Source organism: Bradyrhizobium sp. JYMT SZCCT0428 (assembly GCF_018131075.1).
Lineage (GTDB): Bacteria > Pseudomonadota > Alphaproteobacteria > Rhizobiales > Xanthobacteraceae > Bradyrhizobium.
The window spans coordinates 51,583-70,197 of the sequence record NZ_JAFCLS010000010.1; the positions used below are offsets into that span (position 1 = coordinate 51,583).

17 protein-coding genes and 1 pseudogene are annotated in these 18,615 nt (G+C 63.4%); 4 read left to right on the forward strand and 14 right to left on the reverse strand.

Annotation, left to right across the window (positions count from 1 at the left end):
• Positions 1–57 precede the first annotated feature (57 nt).
• The 9 genes from JQ575_RS12370 to JQ575_RS12410 form a co-directional block, all read right to left on the reverse strand.
• Positions 58–666 carry a trans-aconitate 2-methyltransferase gene (locus tag JQ575_RS12370; RefSeq protein ID WP_212033470.1) on the reverse strand — a complete coding sequence of 203 codons (609 nt, stop codon included), beginning with the start codon at positions 664–666 and terminating at the stop codon, positions 58–60.
• A 195-nt stretch (positions 667–861) separates the two neighbouring features.
• Complete coding sequence (locus tag JQ575_RS12375) at positions 862–1,593, reverse strand: ABC transporter ATP-binding protein (RefSeq protein WP_212033471.1); 732 nt, start codon at positions 1,591–1,593, stop codon at positions 862–864.
• Positions 1,586–2,353 carry an ABC transporter ATP-binding protein gene (locus JQ575_RS12380; protein WP_212033472.1) on the reverse strand — a complete coding sequence of 256 codons (768 nt, stop codon included), beginning with the start codon at positions 2,351–2,353 and terminating at the stop codon, positions 1,586–1,588. Before JQ575_RS12380 ends, JQ575_RS12375 begins: the two co-directional genes overlap by 8 nt.
• Complete coding sequence (locus JQ575_RS12385) at positions 2,346–3,293, reverse strand: branched-chain amino acid ABC transporter permease (RefSeq protein ID WP_192735490.1); 948 nt, start codon at positions 3,291–3,293, stop codon at positions 2,346–2,348. The genes JQ575_RS12380 and JQ575_RS12385 overlap by 8 nt, the downstream gene beginning before the upstream one ends.
• Entirely contained in the window at positions 3,290–4,204 is a 915-nt protein-coding gene (locus JQ575_RS12390; RefSeq protein ID WP_212033473.1) for a branched-chain amino acid ABC transporter permease, read from the reverse strand. Before JQ575_RS12390 ends, JQ575_RS12385 begins: the two co-directional genes overlap by 4 nt.
• Positions 4,205–4,474: 270 nt before the next feature.
• Positions 4,475–5,647 (reverse strand): ABC transporter substrate-binding protein, encoded by a 1,173-nt coding sequence (locus JQ575_RS12395; RefSeq protein WP_212033474.1) that lies wholly within the window; start codon positions 5,645–5,647, stop codon positions 4,475–4,477.
• A gap of 294 nt (positions 5,648–5,941) precedes the next feature.
• Entirely contained in the window at positions 5,942–6,595 is a 654-nt protein-coding gene (locus tag JQ575_RS12400) for a flavin reductase family protein (protein ID WP_212033475.1), read from the reverse strand.
• A 15-nt stretch (positions 6,596–6,610) separates the two neighbouring features.
• Positions 6,611–7,522 carry a fumarylacetoacetate hydrolase family protein gene (locus JQ575_RS12405; RefSeq protein ID WP_212033476.1) on the reverse strand — a complete coding sequence of 304 codons (912 nt, stop codon included), beginning with the start codon at positions 7,520–7,522 and terminating at the stop codon, positions 6,611–6,613.
• 12 nt (positions 7,523–7,534) lie between these two features.
• A complete protein-coding gene (locus tag JQ575_RS12410; RefSeq protein ID WP_212033477.1) occupies positions 7,535–8,662 on the reverse strand; it encodes a cupin domain-containing protein in 1,128 nt (375 codons plus the stop codon).
• A 110-nt stretch (positions 8,663–8,772) separates the two neighbouring features.
• Between JQ575_RS12410 and JQ575_RS12415 the strand changes: the two genes are divergently transcribed.
• The gene (locus JQ575_RS12415) at positions 8,773–9,507 is read left to right on the forward strand and encodes a GntR family transcriptional regulator (protein ID WP_212033478.1); all 735 of its coding nucleotides are present in this window, start codon (positions 8,773–8,775) and stop codon (positions 9,505–9,507) included.
• A gap of 149 nt (positions 9,508–9,656) precedes the next feature.
• On the forward strand, positions 9,657–10,931 hold the full coding sequence (locus JQ575_RS12420; protein WP_212033479.1) for an NAD(P)/FAD-dependent oxidoreductase: 1,275 nt from the start codon (positions 9,657–9,659) through the stop codon (positions 10,929–10,931).
• 160 nt (positions 10,932–11,091) lie between these two features.
• On the opposite strand, the gene JQ575_RS12425 is transcribed toward JQ575_RS12420, so the two are convergent.
• The 3 genes from JQ575_RS12425 to JQ575_RS12435 are packed head-to-tail and all read right to left on the reverse strand — an operon-like array spanning position 11,092 to position 13,906.
• Positions 11,092–12,306, reverse strand: coding sequence for an ABC transporter substrate-binding protein (locus tag JQ575_RS12425; protein WP_212033480.1), 1,215 nt, complete (start codon positions 12,304–12,306; stop codon positions 11,092–11,094).
• A 56-nt stretch (positions 12,307–12,362) separates the two neighbouring features.
• On the reverse strand, positions 12,363–12,686 hold the full coding sequence (locus JQ575_RS12430; RefSeq protein WP_212033481.1) for a 2Fe-2S iron-sulfur cluster-binding protein: 324 nt from the start codon (positions 12,684–12,686) through the stop codon (positions 12,363–12,365).
• Positions 12,687–12,694: 8 nt separating this feature from the next.
• Positions 12,695–13,906 (reverse strand): cytochrome P450, encoded by a 1,212-nt coding sequence (locus JQ575_RS12435; RefSeq protein ID WP_212033482.1) that lies wholly within the window; start codon positions 13,904–13,906, stop codon positions 12,695–12,697.
• An 85-nt stretch (positions 13,907–13,991) separates the two neighbouring features.
• Here JQ575_RS12435 and JQ575_RS12440 point away from each other — a divergent pair, with 85 nt between their 5' ends.
• Positions 13,992–14,516: a MarR family winged helix-turn-helix transcriptional regulator gene (locus tag JQ575_RS12440; protein WP_211997991.1), complete on the forward strand. Its 525-nt coding sequence runs from the start codon at positions 13,992–13,994 to the stop codon at positions 14,514–14,516.
• A 377-nt stretch (positions 14,517–14,893) separates the two neighbouring features.
• On the opposite strand, the pseudogene JQ575_RS12445 reads toward JQ575_RS12440, so the two are convergent.
• A pseudogene (locus JQ575_RS12445) lies at positions 14,894–16,085 on the reverse strand (ABC transporter substrate-binding protein).
• A 112-nt stretch (positions 16,086–16,197) separates the two neighbouring features.
• Between JQ575_RS12445 and JQ575_RS12450 the strand changes: the two are divergent.
• Positions 16,198–16,728, forward strand: coding sequence for a MarR family winged helix-turn-helix transcriptional regulator (locus tag JQ575_RS12450; protein WP_212033483.1), 531 nt, complete (start codon positions 16,198–16,200; stop codon positions 16,726–16,728).
• 3 nt (positions 16,729–16,731) lie between these two features.
• On the opposite strand, the gene JQ575_RS12455 is transcribed toward JQ575_RS12450, so the two are convergent.
• A complete protein-coding gene (locus JQ575_RS12455) occupies positions 16,732–18,597 on the reverse strand; it encodes a feruloyl-CoA synthase (protein ID WP_212033484.1) in 1,866 nt (621 codons plus the stop codon).
• Between the last annotated feature and the right edge of the window lie 18 nt (positions 18,598–18,615).

Consider the following 18,615-nt stretch of genomic DNA (forward strand, 5'->3'; position numbering starts at 1 on the left):
ACAGCGCTCGTGGTCTCATTTGAATTTGCCATGCGCCCTCCGCAAACAAGTCCAACCCTAGCCGGTTTCGAACTGCGCCAGCCAGACCGTATGATTGCCGCAGTCCGGATCCTCGATCACATGTGCGACCACCTCGAAGCCGTTGGCGTTCAATAGCGCGCGATATTCGGCAGCATCGAGGCTTGCATGATAGAGCGGCTCGCCTTGATAGCTCCCGATCGCTTCGCCATGCGCCGGACCGCTCGTGAACATCAATGCCGCGCGCGGCGCAGCATGCTGCCGGAAGATGGCAAACATCCGGCGCTGGTCATCGGGACAGAGGTGGAAGAAACTATCCCACGCCAGCAGACCATCAAAACGCCGCGCGAGCGCGAGCATGCGCATATCGGCTATGTGCCACGCAAGATCCGGAAAAGACGCCGAGCACAACGCAATCAGTTCCGGCGACGAATCCACACCGGTGACATGACATCCCTGCCGGGTGAGGTAACGGGCGATCGGCTCGCCTGAGCCGCAGCCGATGTCGAGCACGGAAGCGCCGCCCGGCAGCAGCGCACAAAACCGGTCGAGCCACGCGCGCTCCATCAGCCGGTTGCCGCGGTCCTGCGCCCAGGCGCGGGCGTGGCGCTGATAGAGTTCGATGATCCGGTCGGCGTCGGGGTTCATGGTGGCATTTTTGGCGTGGGCGTTGTGAACGCGTCAGTCTATCAACTCGTCATGCCCGGGCTTGTCCCGGGCATCCACGTCTTATCTCCGCGAAACAAGAAAGACGTGGATGGCCGGGCATAGGCGAGCGGAAGCGACGCCGTCCTTCAGACGGCTATGCCCGGCCATGACGAAAGAGACATTCGCGTCGTCCCCTCAAATCCCCAGATACCGGTGCTGCAGATCCGGCTCGGCGATCAACTGTTCGGACGTGCCGCTCCACACCGTGCGTCCCCGCTCGATGATGTAATGCCGGTCGGCGATGCGGGAGAGGTTGGCGACGTTCTTGTCGATCACCAGCACCGATTGCCCACGTCCCTTGAGCATCGACAGGCAGCTCCAGATTTCCTCGCGGATCAGGGGCGCGAGGCCTTCGGTGGCTTCGTCGAGTATCAGGAGCTTCGGATTGGTCATCAGCGCGCGGCCGATCGCCAGCATCTGCTGCTCGCCGCCCGACAGCGTCACGCCCATGTTGCCGCCGCGCTCGGCGAGGCGGGGAAACAACACGTGGATTTTTTCGATGGTCCAGGGATCGGAGTTACCGGCCCGATTGCCGGCGGCCGCGACCAGGTTTTCGTACACGGTGAGATTCGGAAAGATCTGGCGGCCTTCCGGCACCAGGCCGATGCCGAGTTTTGCAATCTTGTACGACGGCAGGCTGCGCACCTGCTCCCCGGCGAAACGGATGGTGCCGGCACGCGCGCCCGTCATGCCCATGATCGAGCGGATGGTCGTGGTCTTGCCCATGCCGTTGCGGCCCATCAGCGCGACCATTTCGCCTGACCGGACCGACAGCGACAGGCCGAACAGCACCTGGCTGAGGCCATAGCAGGTTTCGATGCCGTCAATTTCGAGCAGTGTTTCAGCTGTTTTTGTTGTTTCAGCCATGAGCGACCACCACGTGCTGATCGCCGAGATAGGCGCGCTTGACTTCGTCGTTGTGGCGGATCGCGTCGGGATCGCCGGACGCGATGACGCGGCCGTAGACGAGCACGGTGATGCGGTCAGCCAGCGCGAACACCGCCTCCATGTCATGCTCGACCAGCACGATGGTGACTTCCTTGCGCAATTCCTTCAGCAGCGCCACCATGCGCGCCGACTCGGTGACGCCGAGCCCCGCCATCGGCTCATCGAGCAGCAGCAATTGCGGCTTTGTGGCGAGCGCGACCGCAAGCTCGAGTTCGCGTTGTTCGCCATGGCTGAGTTCGGACACCGGCACGTCGGCGCGTGCCCCGAGCCCGACCCGCGTCAGCGCGGCCTGCGCGGCGTCGCGCAGCGGTTTTTCCTTGCGCGCATTGCCCCAGAACCGGAACGAGTGCCCGTCATGGGCTTGCGCTGCGAGCGCGACATTGTCGGCCGCGGTAAAATCCGGCAGCAGCGACGTGATCTGGAACGAGCGCGCCAGCCCGAGCCGGCTGCGCCGGTAGGATGGCAGGGCGGTGACGTCGCGGCCGCCGAAAACAATGGTGCCCGAATTCGGCATCAATTGCCCGGTCAGCTGGCTGATCAGCGTGGTCTTGCCGGCGCCGTTGGGGCCGATGATGGCGTGCAACTCGCCAGGCATGACGTCGAGCGACAGATTGTCGGTGGCGAGAATGCCGCCAAACCGCCGCACCAGGTTTTCAACGCGGAGCAAGGGATCAGCCACGGTTAAACCTCCCGAGCAGGCCCATGATGCCGCCGCGCGCGAACAGCACGATCAGCAGCAGCAGCGGCCCCATGATCAGCGCCCAGTATTCGGTGAATTGCGACAGCAGTTCTTCCAGCAGCAGAAAGAAAATTGTGCCGATCACCGGACCGAACAGCGAGCCCATGCCGCCGAACACCACCATCACCATGAGCTCGCCGGAGCGGGTCCAGTACATTCCGGCCGGGCTGATGAAGTCGGTATTGTTCGCCAGCAGCGCGCCGGCCAGGCCGCAGATGGTGCCGGAGATGACGAAACAGACCAGCCGGTAGCGGTTGGCATGATAGCCGATCGCCTGCATGCGCTGCTCATTGGAACGAATGCCCTGCACTACCAGGCCGAAGCGCGAATTGATGATCCGCCAGATCAGATAGATGCCGCCGAACAGGCAGCCGAGGCAGAGGTAATAGAACTGCACGCGGTTCGACAGGTCGATCAGGCCGCCGAAATTGCTGCGCTTGTAGATGGTCAGACCATCGTCGCCGCCGTAGCGCGACATGCCCGAGGCGATGTAATAGGCCATCTGCGCAAAGGCGAGCGTGATCATGATGAAGTAGACGCCGCGGGTGCGCAGACTGAGCGCGCCGATCACGAGCGCATAGAGCGCCGACGCCACCAGGGCCACCGGCCACTGGATGAAGCCGGAGCCGATGCCTTCAAAGGCGAGGATGCCGACCGCATAGCCGCCGATGCCGAGATAGGCCGCGTGGCCGAAGCTCATCATGCCGCCATAGCCCATGATGAGATTGAGGCTGGCCGCGGCCAGCGCGAAGATGATGATGCGGGTGAACAGCGTCAGGATGAAGATGTTGCCGGTGAGCTGCGAATAGAGCGGCAGCACGACCAGCCCGGCGGCGACCAGCGCCACGACGACGTTGCTTGTATTGATTTGTAATTTCATCGTTTGGCGGCCGGAAACAGCCCCTCCGGCCGCACCACCAGCACGATCGCCATCAAGAGATAGATCAGCATCGACGACAGCGCGGGTGCGGCGGTGGAGGCGGCGGCTGAACTCAACACCGTGCGCAGCAGATCAGGCAGGAAGGCACGGCCGAGCGTATCGATCATGCCGACAAAGATCGCGGCGAGGAATGCGCCGCGGATCGAGCCGATGCCGCCGATCACGATGATGACGAAGGCGAGGATGAGGATGTTCTCGCCCATCCCGATCTGCACGGTGAGGATCGGCGCCTGCATCAGTCCGGCAAGACCGGCGAGCGCCGCACCAAGCCCGAACACCAGCGTGAACAGCAGTTTGATGTTGATGCCGAGCGCACCGATCATTTCGCGGTTGGAGGCGCCGGCGCGGATCAGCATGCCGATCCGGGTCCGCATCACAACGACGTAAAGCAGCGCGGCGACCGCGAGCGCGACGATGATGATCGACAGCCGGTAGGCCGGATAGTACACGCCGGGGATGATCTGGACCGGCACAGTCAGCCAGGCCGGCAGCGGCAGCGCAAGGCCGGCCGGGCCCCAGATCAGCCGCACCGCGTCATTGAAAAACAGGATCAGTCCGAACGTCGCCAGCACCTGGTCGAGATGGTCGCGGCCGTAAAGATGCCGGAGCGCGACGAATTCCAGCACGATGCCCAATAGCAGCGTGGCGCCGAGCGCCAGCAGCACGCCGAGGATGAAGCTTCCGGTCCAGGCGGTGAACGTCGCGGCGAAATAGGCGCCCATCATGTAGAGCGAGCCGTGCGCCAGATTGACGAAATCCATGATGCCGAACACCAGCGTCAGCCCGGCCGCCAGCAGGAACAGCAGCAGGCCGAACTGCAATCCGTTCAGCGATTGTTCGACAAGAACCAACCCAGACCCCTCTCCGATCGTGATCTCACGCCGACGCCACGCGTTCGTCGCGAGGACCGGCTTCCCTTTCAGATCGCGCCCCTCAACCCGAAACAAAACAGCGGCAGCGCGTCGGCGCCGCCGCCTATTTTTGTTGGCGCATGATCATTTGCCAAACCGCTTACACATCCACGCCTCCGAAGCAGGCCATCGGGTTTCTGAAATTACTTTAAACATAAAGTAATTTTTCGACAAGCCCCTTGGCCGATCATGCACCGGTCACGCCAACAATCACTTCATCGGGCATTTATCGTGGAAGCCATCCTGACTGTCCTTGACGATGGTGGCCACCGTCTTCAGCGCCAGCTGGCCGTCGGCATCCTTGACCACGTCCTGCAGATAGAAGTTCTGGATCGGAATGTGGTTCTTGCCGTATTTGAACGGGCCGCGCACCGACTTGAAGTTGGCTTTCTCCATCTCGGCCTTCATCGCGTCCTTCTTGGTCACGTCGCCCTTGACCGCAACCACCGCGCTGTTGATCAGCTGCGCGGCATCATAGGATTGCGCGCCATAAAAGGTCGGGCGCAGGTTCGGATATTTCTTGCGGTAGTCCTCGACGAACTTCTTGTTCTCGGGGTTCGGCAGGTCGTTGACCCATTGCTGCGCGCCGGGAACGCCGAGCGCATTCTCCTTCTGCAGCGGCAGCGACAATTCGTCGATCGTGAACGCCGTATAGAGCGGGATCTGCGCCTTGATGCCGGCCTGCGCATACTGGTTGAGGAACTGCACGCCGGCAGCGCCCGGATAGAACACAAAGATCGACTCGGCCTTGGAGTTCTTGGCCTTGGTGAGTTCGGCGGAGAAGTCGAGCTGGCTCGGCCACACCGTGTATTCCTCACCGACCACCTGGCCCTTGAACGTGCTCTTGACGCCGGCCAGCATGTCCTTGCCGGCGGCATAGTTCGGGCCGATCAGGAACACCGACTTGACGCCCTTCTGGTTCATGTAGGTGCCCATCGCCTGCGGCGTCTGGTCGTTCTGCCAGGAGGTCGAGAACACGTAAGGCGAGCACAATTCGCCGGCGAGCTGCGAGGGACCGGCATTGGCCGAGATCAGGAAGGTTTTGGAATCGACCGCGGTCTTCAGCGAGGCCAGCAGCACGTTCGACCAGATGTAGCCGACGATGAAATCGACCTTGTCGGACTGGATCAGCTTTTCGGTCTTCTGCTTGCCGACATCCGGCTTCTGGCCGTCGTCCTCATAGATCACCTCGACCGGTTTGCCGTCCATCTTGCGGCCCATATGATCGAGCGCCAGTTCGAACGAGTTGCGCATGTCGTTGCCGATCGCGGCCGTGGGGCCGCTGAAGGTCGAGACGAAACCGATCTTGATACTGTCGGCGCCAAGCGCAGGCTGCGCCAGCGCCAGAGCCATTGCGCCCGCCAGCCAGAATGTCTTTTTCATATTCACTCCCCTCCTCATTATCTATTTTGTTACGCCAGCCAGTGCGGCTGCCGTCTCGAGGCCTGCGCCTTCGTCAATCCCGGTAAGCCCGGATATTTTGTGCGCGAAATCTGCGGCCCGCAGCAAGCACGAACCGAAAGCTCCGATTAGAACCTTCGGCCCATACCCCAGCGGGCTGCACCATAATTCGCAGACAGCGCCGAAGGCAAGAACTATAGTTCCGGTTGCCAGGGCAACAAATGTCGCAGGGCGCGACCGCGACACAATCGGAAGGGACAGCGCGGGCCATCATGTTCATGGTGCCTGATCCGGTTGGGGCGCGGCGTTTCGCCGCCACCCCGCCCAGTTCGGCCGGTCGAGCTGGAACAGATCGGTGCAGCGGGCATACCAGCCGCTGCCATGCATGCGGCCGATCAACTGCAGCGCGGGCGTGTCGATATAGCAGCGCTCCTTGTCCTGAACCGCGGAATCTTCGACGTGGGCGCACAGGATCCGGCCGATCACCGCGGTCTGGCGCGGTCCGGTCACCATCGAACTCAGCACGCGGCATTCGAAGGAAACCGGGGACTCCGCGATGCGCGGCGGCCGTATCGCATGTGACGGGGCCGCGGTGAGGCCCGCCAATGCGAGTTCGTCGATATCGGGGGGCGCATCGATGCAGGTAACATTCATCGCCGCGGCGTTCCGTTCGGAAACCAGGTTCACCACGAACTCTCCGGTCGCGAGAATATTCGTCGCGGTATCCTTGAAGCGCCCCGGCCCGGCGAGCATCCCGATCGCAAGCGTCGGCGGCTCATGCCCCAACACGTTGAAGAAGCTGTAGGGAGCCGCGTTGATGACGCCGTCTTCGGACAGTGTCGTCACCCAGGCGATCGGCCGCGGCGTCACCGTCGCTGTCAATATCTTGTAGCGTTGTTGAGCCTCCAGCGCCTCCATGTCGAACAGCATCGCCGGCTCCCGCGCTCAGACCGCCACGACCGGATGGCGCAGCCGGCCGATGCCGGCCACTTCCGCCTCCACGACATCGCCAGGCCACAGCCATTCCTGCGGCGTCCGCCCCGCGCCCACGCCATCGGGCGTGCCGGTCGCGATGATGTCACCCGGCTCGAGCGTGATCGCGGCCGAAATATCCGAGATCAAAAGCGGCACCTTGAACAGCATGTGGCGGGTGTTGGAGCGCTGCTTTTCAACGCCGTTTACGGTGAGCCAGAGATCGAGCGCGTGCGGATCGCCGATCTCATCTGATGTCACGATGCACGGACCGAAAGGCGCATAGGTGTCCTGGCCCTTGGAATAGATCCACTGCCCGGCGCGGCGATTGTCGCGCGCGCTGACGTCGATCATCACGCTGTAGCCGAACACGAAATCGAGCGCCTGCGCTTCCGGGATCCGGCGCGCCGTTCGCCCCATCACGACCGCGAGTTCGACTTCCCAGTCGAGCTGCTGCGTGATGGTCCGGTTGTGTTCGATGGCCTCATCCGGCCCGATCACGCTGGTCGGAGGCTTTGAAAAGATGATCGGCTGCTTCGGCAATTCCTTCGCCGTGTCCAGCGCGCGCGACGATTCCGCGACGTGCTCGACATAGTTCAGGCCGATCCCGAAAATGTTCTTGCGCGGCCGCGGGATCGGCGCCAGCAGCCTGACATTGGCAAGCGGCAGCGCCGTGCCTACCGGCCAATGGCTTGCGTGCTCGCTCAACATCTTCTTCAGCGCCATCGTCGCCGGCGGCCCGAGATCGATCAGATCGAGCATCGAGGACGGCAATGCTGTGCCGGCATGCGCGCCGATCCGCTCGACGTCCACGACCAGGTCATCGACGATGGCACCGAGCCGGGCCGCCGCCTCGATGTTGGCGCGGTAGGTAACAAGACGCATCGTTGGTTTTCCCTAGGATGTCAGCGGCTGCCGGCCTTGATTGTCGCCATAGGCTTCCTCGCGATACAGGCCGAGGGCATGCATCACAGGCAGATCGTTGAAGGTGAACAGGCAGGCGTCGTCGCTGTCTGATCCGTTGACATGCTCATGCCAGGACCAGGACGGCACACAGAAGATGTCGCGCTCTTTCCAGTCGAAGCGCTTGCCGTCGATGATCGAGTGACCGCTGCCCTTCGCCACCTGGTAGATAAAACTGCCGGTGTGACGATGAGCCTTGGTGGCCTCGCCGGGCCGGAGCATCTGCATCGACGCGCCGATCGTCTGCATCACGGGACCGCCGGTGACGGGATTGACGTAGTTCATCAGGACGCCGTCATAAAGTGAGCCGTCGGAGGCCTTGCCGTAGCGCTGCAGCGCCTCGTAGGTCGGCCCCCACTCGTATTTCAGCAGCGGTGAATATCCGCGCGTCCATTCGGCGCCCGCGGGTCGCAAGCCCGGATTGCCCCAGGCGTGGGTCATGTCGTCGACGGGATAGCCGACCTCCTGCTGCATCTTCGGATGCACCGCGTAGAAATTGGCCTCCAGCGTGTTGACCAGCGGGATGTCGAGACCGTCCTGCCAGATGCACGGCGTGCCATCGCTGGAAACACCGTGCTCGTGCCACGTGCCGTTCGGGGTCAGGACGAAATCATTGGCGCCGAGTGTGAGCTTGTGGCCGTCGACGATGGTGTAGGCGCCCTCGCCTTCCATGATGAAGCGCAGCGCCGAGGCCGAATGGGCGTGGGCGGAGGCGACCTCGCCGGGATGCATCACCTGCAGACCGGAATACAGCCAGCCGACGGCGGCGGCGTGATCGCGACGGCCGGGATTGTTCAGATAGATGACGCGACGGCCGGCCTTTTCGGGAGACACCAGTTCGACGGACCGCAGCACATGCTTGCGCAGGTCCTCATAACGCCAGAGCACGGGGACGGATGACGATTTGGGCTGCCAGGGCTCGATCTTGTTGGCGACCGTCCACAGCGCACCCGCGTCCAGATTTTCCAGCTCGTCGTAATAGGCGAGCAATTCCGGGGTGTCCTCGACATTGGCGCGCCCGGCGACGTCTTCCCGGTGGTTTTCGTGGCGTCCTGTTGCCATTTCGCTCTCCCTGGATTGCCAATCATATAAAATAGGATATATGTTCGAAGCAATAGGAAATTTTCGAAAGAAATCGAAACGGGTAAATGGCGACCGCAAGAGCAGGAAACATGGCAGGCGTGGCAGGCGACCGCCGGATCGTCAGCGAGGGAGCCGGCGAGCCCGCAACGTTGAGCGAAGTCGCCTATCAGCGCCTGCGTGCCGATATCGTCTCCGGCGCGCTCGACGCGGGCAAGCCGCTGCGGCTCGAAGCGCTGAAGCAGCGCTACGGCCTGAGCTTTTCGCCGTTGCGCGAGGCGTTGATGCGGCTGCAGTCCGAGCGCCTCGTGCTGTCGACTGCGCTGCGTGGCTTTTCCGTCGCGCCGCTGTCGCGCGCGGAAATGAAGGACGCGACGGAAACCCGCATCCTGATCGAATCCGACGCGCTGCGCCGATCGATGCAGGGCGGCGACGATGATTGGGAAGCCGCCATCGTGGCCGCCTTCCATGCGCTCAGCCTACAGGCCGAACGGCAATCGCGCCTCTCCGGCGAAGTAGGCGCCGTCGACATGCACGCGATGGACGAGCGGCACTATCAATTCCATCGGGCGCTGATCGCGCATTGCGGGTCGCCGCGGCTGCTCGACCTAGCCGACCAGCTCTATGTCGAAACCCAGCGCTACCGGCGGCCGTGCCTTGTCGGCCGGGTGGCGGGAACGCCGGCGCGCGACGTTGCCGCCGAGCATCAGCAGATCATGGACGCCACGCTACGCCGCAGCGAAGACGCAGTGCGTTATTTGGCCGAGCATTACCGGCGAACCGCAGAGATCATCGAGGCGTCGACCGTGTGGCCGTCGTCTGCGTAAGCAAAATTTTCCGGCGCGCTGTTCAGTGCTCGGCGATACGCTTTCGCTATCGCTCGATTGGCAAACACGCCTTGAAGCTTCTCTTGGAAGCAGTGCACAAATAACTACATAATGAGGCACGGAGACATCTCGAACCGAGGCTGCATTCCATGACATCAGCGCCGAAACGTCAGCACCACGTGGTGATCGTCGGCGCCGGTTTCGGCGGGCTGGAAGCCGCCTTCGGGCTGGCCGGCGCAGCGGTGAAAATCACGCTGATCGACCGGCGCAACCACCATTTGTTCCAGCCGCTGCTCTATCAGGTTGCCACCGCATCGCTGGCGACCTCCGAGATCGCCTGGCCGATCCGTTATCTCTTGCGCGACCGGCCCGACGTCACGACGCTGTTCGCCAACGTCAATGGCGTCGACGCCGCGGGCAAGCGTGTGCTGCTCGATGACGGCGAAGCGCTGCCCTATGACACGCTGATCCTCGCCACCGGTGCGCGTCACGCCTATTTCGGCCATGACGAATGGGAACCGTTCGCACCCGGGCTGAAAACGCTGGAGGACGCCACCACGCTGCGGCGGCGCATCCTGGTCGCTTTCGAGCGCGCCGAGCGCGAAACCGATCCGGTGCGGCGCGCCGCGCTGCTGACTTTCGTCATCATCGGCGCGGGCCCCACCGGCGTCGAGCTCGCCGGCACCATTGCCGACCTCGCCAAGGACACGCTGCCGCAGGATTTCCGCAACATCGACACCAGCAAGGCGCGCGTGGTGCTGATCGAGGCAGGTCCTCGCGTGCTCGCGGGCTTTCCCGACGATCTCTCGGCCTACGCGCAAACCTCGCTTGAGCGCCTCGGCGTCGAAGTGATGCTGGGAAAGCCGGTGACGGAATGCAGCATCGATGGCGTGGTCTATGGCGACACCAAGCTCGACGCGAAAACCATCATCTGGGCCGCGGGCGTGCGTGCCTCGCGCGCGGCCGAATGGCTGGGCGCGCCCGCCGATCGCGCCTACCGCGTGCAGGTGAAGCCGGACCTGACAGTGCCCGGCCATCCCGATATTTTCGCTGTGGGTGACACCGCAACGATTGCCGATGCGAGCGGAAATCCGGTGCCCGGCATTGCGCCGGCGGCCAAGCAACAGGGACGCTACGTCGCGGCCCTCATCAAGGCGCGGCTCGGCGGCGGCACGCTGCCGCCGTTCCGCTACAAGCATGCCGGCAGCCTGGCGCAGATCGGCAAGCGCAAGGCGGTGATCGATTTCGGCTGGATGAAGCTGCGCGGCAATCTCGCCTGGTGGATCTGGGGCATCGCCCACATCTATTTCCTGATCGGCCTGCGCCACCGGCTCAGCGTCGCCATGAGCTGGCTCTGGATCCACGCCAGGAATCAGCGCGCGGCGCGGCTGATCACGCAAGGGAGCAGCAAGGTGACCGGGTGACGTTTCTCCCTCGCCCCGCTCTTGCGGGGAGAGGGTCGGGGTGAGGGGCTCTATCCACGAGTGACGTCAGTAGTGGGTCCTGTACCCCCTCACCCGGATCGCAAGGGCGATCCGACCTCTCCCCGCAAGCGGGGCGAGGTAAGAAAGCGCCATCACCGACTTACTTCACCAGCGAGCATCCGCCATCTGCCATCGGCCGGAACGCCTGATCGGCGGGAATCGTCGAAACCAGCTTGTAATAGTCATACGGATATTTCGACTCCGCCGGCTTCTTCACCTCGAACAGGTACATCGGGTGGATGACGCGGCCGTCCTGGCGGATGGTGACGTCGCCGAACAGCTTGTCCTTGCCCTTGAACTTCTTCATCTGCGGCACGGCGTCCCTGGCATGGTCGCTGCCGGTCGCCGCCACCGCGTTGAGATAAGCGAGCGTGGAGGCATAAACGCCGGCCTGGTTGCCGCTCGGCATCTTGCCGTTCATGCCGGGCCGCGCCGCAAAGCGTTTTGCGAACGCACGGGTGTCGTCATCCATATCCCAGTAAAACGCCTCCAGCAGTTGCAGGCCCTGCGCGATCTTCAATCCCATGCCGTGGACGTCGTTGACGAACAACAGGAACGCCACCATGGTCTGGCCGCTCTGCTGGATACCGAACTCATTGGCCTGCTTGACCGCATTGATGGTGTCGCCTCCGGCATTGGCGAGGCCGATCACCTTGGCCTTGGAGCTCTGCGCCTGCAGCAGGAACGACGCGAAGTCCGACGTACCGAGTGGATGCTTGCTCGAGCCCAGCACCTTGCCGCCATTCTTTTCGATGTAGTTGGTGGCTTCGGCCTCGATGCCCTTGCCGAGCGCATAGTCGACCGTGACGAAGTACCAGTCCTTGCCGCCGCGCCCCATCATCGCCGCCGCCGTGGTGTTGCCGGTGGCCCACGCGTCGTTGACCCATTGAATGGTGTTGGGCGAACAGGCCTTGCCGGTGAGGTCGGAGCTCGCTGTCGATGACGCCAGGAACGTCATGCGGGAGTCCCGCACCAGCGCATTGATGGCGAGCCCGACCGCCGAGTTCGGCACGTCGACAATGGCATCGACACCCTCGACATCGAGCCATTTGCGCGCGATCCCCTGACCGACGTCGGCCTTGTTCTGGTGATCGGCATAGACGATCTCGACCTTGATGTTCTTGCCGCCGCCGCCAAAGTCCTCCGCCGCCATCCGTGCAGCTTCCACCGAGCCCATGCCGTTGGTGTCCTGGAAGATGCCGGAAATGTCGTTGAGCACGCCGATCCGGACGACATTATCGGAAATCTCCGCCCGCGCCGGTCCGAACGCGGCGCAGGACAGCGCGATCGCCAGATAGACCCTGATATTCTTCATCATTCTCTCCCTATCGATGTGATCGTTGGTGTTCCCGGACTGCGCCGGGTTTGAATTCAGATCTGCCGGTCCGGCAGCCGCACGACGAGGCCATCGAGCTCCGGCGTGATCTTGATCTGGCAGGACAGCCGGCTGTTTGGCAGCCGCTCGGCGGCGACGCCGTGGAGCAGCTCGTCCTCCTCCTCGCTCATGGGCGCGAGCCGCGCGATCCAGCGCTCGTCGACATAGACATGGCAGGTCGCGCACATGGCGTTGCCGCCGCACTCGGCCACGATCTCGTCGACGCCGTGCGTGGTTGCGACCTGCATGACGCTGTCGCCGGCGCTCGCGTCGACGCGTTCGGAACGGTTATCCGGACGGTTGAAAATGATGGTCGGCATGATCTGGCTCACGCTGCTTTGATCGACACGGGCAGGCTTTCGAGGCCCCGGAGCGTGTTGTTGAAACGCCGCGTCGCGGGCCCCGTGATCTCGATCGTACTGACCCGTTTGGCCAGTGCCGAAAGCACCGCCTCGCCTTCCAGCCGCGCGACGAGCTGGCCGACGCACATGTGGATGCCGGAGCCATAGCCGACGTGGCCGCTGGTCTTGCGCGTCACGTCATATTCGTCCGGCCGGTCCCATCGCCGCGGATCGCGGTTGGCAGCGGCGAGGAACATCAGGATTTTCTCGCCCTCACCGATCCGCGACCCGCTGATCTCGACGTCCCGTGTCGTGGTCCGGAAGAACGTCTGCACCGGGCTTTCGAACCGCACCGCCTCCTCAAAGGCGTTGCGCGCCAGCGTCGGGTCGCTGCGCAGCCGCGCCCATTGATCGGGAAAACGCGCCAGGCAGTAGACCGCAGCGCCGATGCCGTTGACCGTGGTATCGAGACCAGCGCTGAGCAGCGAGCGCACCAGCAATGGCGCTTCCGCGGCTGTGATATCGCCGGCATCGGCGCGGGCATGGATGCAGGCGCCGAAACCGCCGGGCGCGAGATTTTCACGCTGGCATTGTTCGGCGACATAGGCCTGATGCGGCGCCGAGCGTTCGATCGCGTCCTGGCGCAGCCTGTTCGGCGGCCCGAACGAATTGAAGACGAGGCTCGCATAGGGCAGCAGGTTTTCGCGCCCCTCCGGCTTGAGCCCAAGCGCATCGGGAAACACGGACAACGGATACGCCTCGGCGAGGTCGGCGATGGCGTCGAAGCTGCCTTTGGCGAGCAGCGCTTCCACCCGGGATTCGGCGGCGGCGACAAAGCTGCCGCGCAATTGCTTCATCACCGTCGGCGAGAGCACCCGGCTCAGCACCGCCCGTGTGCGCGCATGTTCCGGCGGATCGGCCTCCAGAATGATGCTCTGCGGCCGCCAGGCCTTTTCCTTCGCAAAGTCGCTGAGGCCGACGCCGCGGCTGGAACAGAAAGTCAGGGGATCGTTGAGGACGGCGTGGACCTCGGCATGGCGGGCGACGCCGTAGACCTTCCACTTGTCGAACCAAACCACCGGCCCGGCTTCCCGGAGCACCTCGTGGGCGGGATGCGGGTCTTCGAAGAACTCGATCGAGAACGGATCGATGTCCATATGCGGCACGCCTGCCGATGGCGTGAAGCCTGATGCACTCATTCCGACCTCCCAAAGTTTGTTCTTGTAAAGCGCTGGCGCATGTCTCTATCTCTCAAGCCCAGCGTTTGCAGCGATGATCAGGGACATGAGCAGTCAACCACCCGCCAGAAATGCGCGCCGGCCGAGACCGGCGGAAATCGCCAGCGCCGATGACGGCCCAACCCTCGATCTCGAGCGCTACGTTCCGGCGTTCATCACCTTCATTGCCAACAAGCTCTCGAACAGCGCCACCGCGTTCTATCAGCGCAATTTCGGCGTCAACGTCACGGAATGGCGGATCATGTCGCTGCTGGCGATCGAGCCCGGCATCCCGGCCTCGCGGATCTGCCAGGTGATCGGCTTCGACAAGGGGCCGGTCAGCCGCACCTTGTCGATGCTGCAAAAACGGGGGCTGGTCGCGATCCGGACCGCCCCGGACGACGGACGCACCCATTCGATATCGTTGACCGCGAAGGGACGCGCGACCCACGACAAAGTCATCGTCGCCGCGCTCGAACGCGAACGACGGCTGCTGTCCGTGCTGCGCAAGGACGAGCGGGAGGTGCTGATCGACCTGCTGCGCCGCGTCCACGGCAATCTCGATGCCGTCAAGGGCGTCGGCGGCCCGTAGGCGGCCCAGCAACGACCATTTCATGTGAAGCACGCCGGTCCGCGCCGCGCGCGACGCGGCGGCGTTACGTGACCCGCTTTGGCTTTCGCCCATCCATACCTCCCTGCGAGACCCGGCAGTTGGACTGCTTTTGTGGCCATCATTGATCGCGAGACTGTCACGAATTAGTTGCCATGGCAACAATAGAGTCTTGCTAAGGCAACGAAATGCTCGGTCGGGAACTTTGGCCACCGGCTTTCTGGCGAAGATCGATAATGGGTTAAAAGCTCGTCATGCCCGGCCTTGTGCCGGGCATCCACGTCTTTGCATCCATTAGGCAAGAAAGACGTGGATGGCCGGGACAAGCCCGGCCATGACGAGAAAGCGCCGCGGGTCTTCTATTTCGACAGCGGACAGCCGCCGTCCTTCTCGGGCCGGAACGCGTCCTCGCCCTTGATCGTGCCGACCACTTTCAAAAGGTCCCATTTCGACTGCGACTCATCCGGCTTCTTGACCTCGAGCAGATAGAGCGGATGGATCTTTCGTCCATCGGCGCGAATGAAGCCCTTGCCGAATAAGGGATCGTCGGTCGGCATCGCCTTCATCGCTTCGACAACCGCCTTGCCGTCGGTGGCGCCGCCGGCCTTGTCGACGGCCTTGAGGTAGTGAATCACAGAGGCGTAGACGCCGGCCTGCATGTCGTTGGGATAGTTCTTCTGCGGGTGGCGCTCGGCAAACTTTGCGGCGAAGCGGCGGGTGCCGTCGTTCAGATCCCAGTAGAACGGATTCATGATCTGCGCGCCCTGCGCCGCCTTCAGCGTCAGCGCCGGCAATCCGTTCATGCCGAGGATCAGGCCGACCAGCTTCTGCTTCTGCGTGAGGCCGAATTCGGCCGCTTGCTTCATCGACGTAATGGTGTCGTCGCCGGCATTGGCGATGCCGACGATATCAGCACCCGAGCCTTGCGCCTGCAGCAGGAAGGAGGCGTAATCCGCCGTCCCCAGCGGATGGCGGACGGCGCCGACCACCTCGCCACCGGCGGCCTTGACCGCTTCCATTGCCTGCTTTTCCAGGTCGTGACCGAACGCATAGTCGGCGGTCAGGAAGAACCATTTCTTGCCGCCCTTCGCCACCACCGCCTTGCCAAGACCGTGGCCATAGGCGTAGGTGTCGTAGGTCCAGTGCACGGTGTTGGGGGTGCATTTCGCCCCGGTCAGCAGCACGGTTCCGGCGCCGGAGCCGATGAACACCTTGTTTCTCTGTTCGCTGATGCCTGCGACCGCGAGCGCGATCGCCGAGTTCGGCAGATCAAAGATCGCATCGACGCTTTCGTTTTCATACCAGCGCCGCGCGATGCCGACGCTCGGCCGCGACCACCTCCACGACCTTGCCGGCGGCCTTGCCGCCGTAATCCTCGACCGCCATCTGGGCCGCGACCACCGAACCGATGCCCTGGTAGGTCGCGAACACGCCGGACTGATCGTTCAGGATACCGATGCGGACTTTCTCCTGCGCCTGCGCGCCCGAGACCAGCAGGACCGCGGCCGCAGCAACCAGCGGCGTCTTCAGCCGCGAAAAAACATGACCCATCCGGACCTCCCTGTGTTTACAACTCCAAAAGGCAATCTTCACGCTGCCGAAATTACTTATATAATATAAGTATTTTTCGGAGAGTCAATCTCGACCGGGAATCACCGAACCAATGCAAAAGCCCCGCAGCCGCGCCGCGGCGAAAAAATACCCGCTGGTTGAAACCGTCGATGACAGGAAAAAGTCGCTCGATCTGAGCGCGTTACAGCAGACACCCGGGTTCATGATCCGGATCCTGCAGCTCTTGAATTTCGAAGCTTTTTTTCGGCACTTCCAGGCGCTGGAAGTGTCGCCGGTCGAATATTCCATCCTCATGACGGTGCGCGACAACGAGGCCGTGACGCAGAGCGAACTCGCCGCCGTGCTCAAGATGCAACTGCCCAACCTCGTGAAGATCCTGTCTGCCATGGAAGAGGCCGGTATCGTGAGGCGCAAGCGATCGTCCCGCGACAAGCGCGCGGTCGAGCTTTCGCTCAGCGCGGCCGGGCAAAGGCGGGCCGATGAAGCAAGCCGGGCTGGCGAGATCTTCAATGAACACACGCTCGCCCCGCTCAGCAAGCCAGAGCGGGCGGCATTTCTTCACATGCTGACGCGGCTGGTCGAGGCCTACCGGCGCGAGCTTTCGCGAAGCGAAACCGCTTGACGCTTAGCCGGCGCAGCCGATCCACTCGATCGACGCGCCGTCGTCCAGCGTCGCCGCCGCGCCTGCCCGGCGGGTCAGCACCGCGCGCTGGTTGATGTAGCCCTTGTCGGTGATCTCGCCGCCATCGACGGAAGCAGGTTCAGCCAGCAGCAGCGCGCGCGTGGCGTGGCCGGACGAATGGCCGCCTTGCGCTTTCAGTTTGGCGAGACCCTGCCCGATCGCGGCGCGAACTTTTTCGTGGCCGATGACCTCATCGGCGGCGGCGTTGTCGGGCAGACCGGCTTGGGCCCGGCAGGCGGCGATGTTGGGGAACACCAGAAAACGCACTTCATCGCCGCCATGACCGGTGACGACAATGTCCTGCGCCAGCGGCGCGAGTGCCGCGATGCCGGCGACGCGCAACGTGCCGACATTGACCCAGGTGCCGGAATTGAGTTTGAAATCCTCGGCGACGCGGCCGTCGAAAAACAATCCGAGTTCTGGCCGCTCGGGATCGGCAAAGGTCACGGCGTCGCCGATCAAATAAAAGCCTTGCGCATCGAACGCCTGCGCGGTGAGTTCCGGCGCCTTCCAATAGCCGGGCGTGACATTCGGTCCGCGCACCCGCACCTCGAGCTTGTCGCCGGACGGCACCAACTTCAGTTCGGTGCCTGATATCGGCACGCCGATATTGCCGGAGCGCCTGGCCTGGAAATGGCAGTCGGTGGCGAGCGGCGAGGTTTCGGTCGAGCCCCACGCCGACACCATCGGCAGCGCCCGGCCGACCGTATTGATCGAAAGCTCTTCCAGTGCGTCCCAGAGATTCTGCGGCAGCGCGGCGCCGGCATAGAACGCGAACTTCACCTCGCTGAAAAACTTGCCGCACAGTTCGTCGTCACCGCGGAGCGCCGCGATCAGCATGTCGAAACCGCGCGGCACGTTGAAATAGACCGTCGGCATCACGCTGCGCAAATTAGCCAGCGAAGTCGCGAACAGCCCCGGCGCCGGCTTGCCGCCATCGACATAGAGCGTGCCGCCGTTGCGCAGAACCAGATTGAAATTGTGGTTGGCGCCGAACGTGTGGCTCCACGGCAGCCAGTCGAGGATCACGAGATCGTCACGCGCCGCCTCGAGGAACGTCCAGGTCTGCGCCTTGGCCTGCTGGCTCGAAGTCAGCATGCGCTGGGTGTTGATCACAGCCTTCGGCGTGCCGGTCGAACCCGAAGTGAACAGGAACTTTGCAATTGTGTCCGGCGTCACGGCCTTGAAGGCTTGTTCGACGGCCGGCGTTTCCGGTGTCGCCGCGACCTTTGGGAATGGGATCACATCGCTATCGCTGGAATCACTGCTGACGATCGCAGCCGAGTGCAGCGGTGCGATGGCCGCGAGCGCCGCCGCGAATGGTTTGGTGCTGGAGACATAGATCGCGCCGGGCCCGAGCAGACTGATCATGCCCTTGAGCTTATCGAAATCCCTGGACATCAGCGAGTAGGCCGGCGAGATCGCCGCCGAGGGCACGCCGACATGCTGAGCAGCCAGCGCGAACAATGCATGGTCGACGCTGTTGTCGGACAGGATCACCAATGGCCGTTCGGCGCTCAGCTCCTGCGCCAAGATCCACGCCGCGGCCGAGCGGACCTGCCGCAATGCATCGGCATAAGTGACCGTGTTCCACGGCGCATCTGGCGTCTTGCGGTCGGCAAGGAAAATCCGCTGCGGCGTCTGCCGGGCCCAGTGTTCCAGCCAGTCGCCGACGCAGCGCGCACTTTTCTTCAACGGCGCCGTCGATTTCAGGATGATGCTGCCGTCCGTGCGGCGTTCGGCAGAGATCGCGGGCTTCGCAAACAGCGCATCGGATGGGTCGGGGCCTGTGGCGGCGGCGGTCGTCATCGGTTTCCTCCTCGCGCG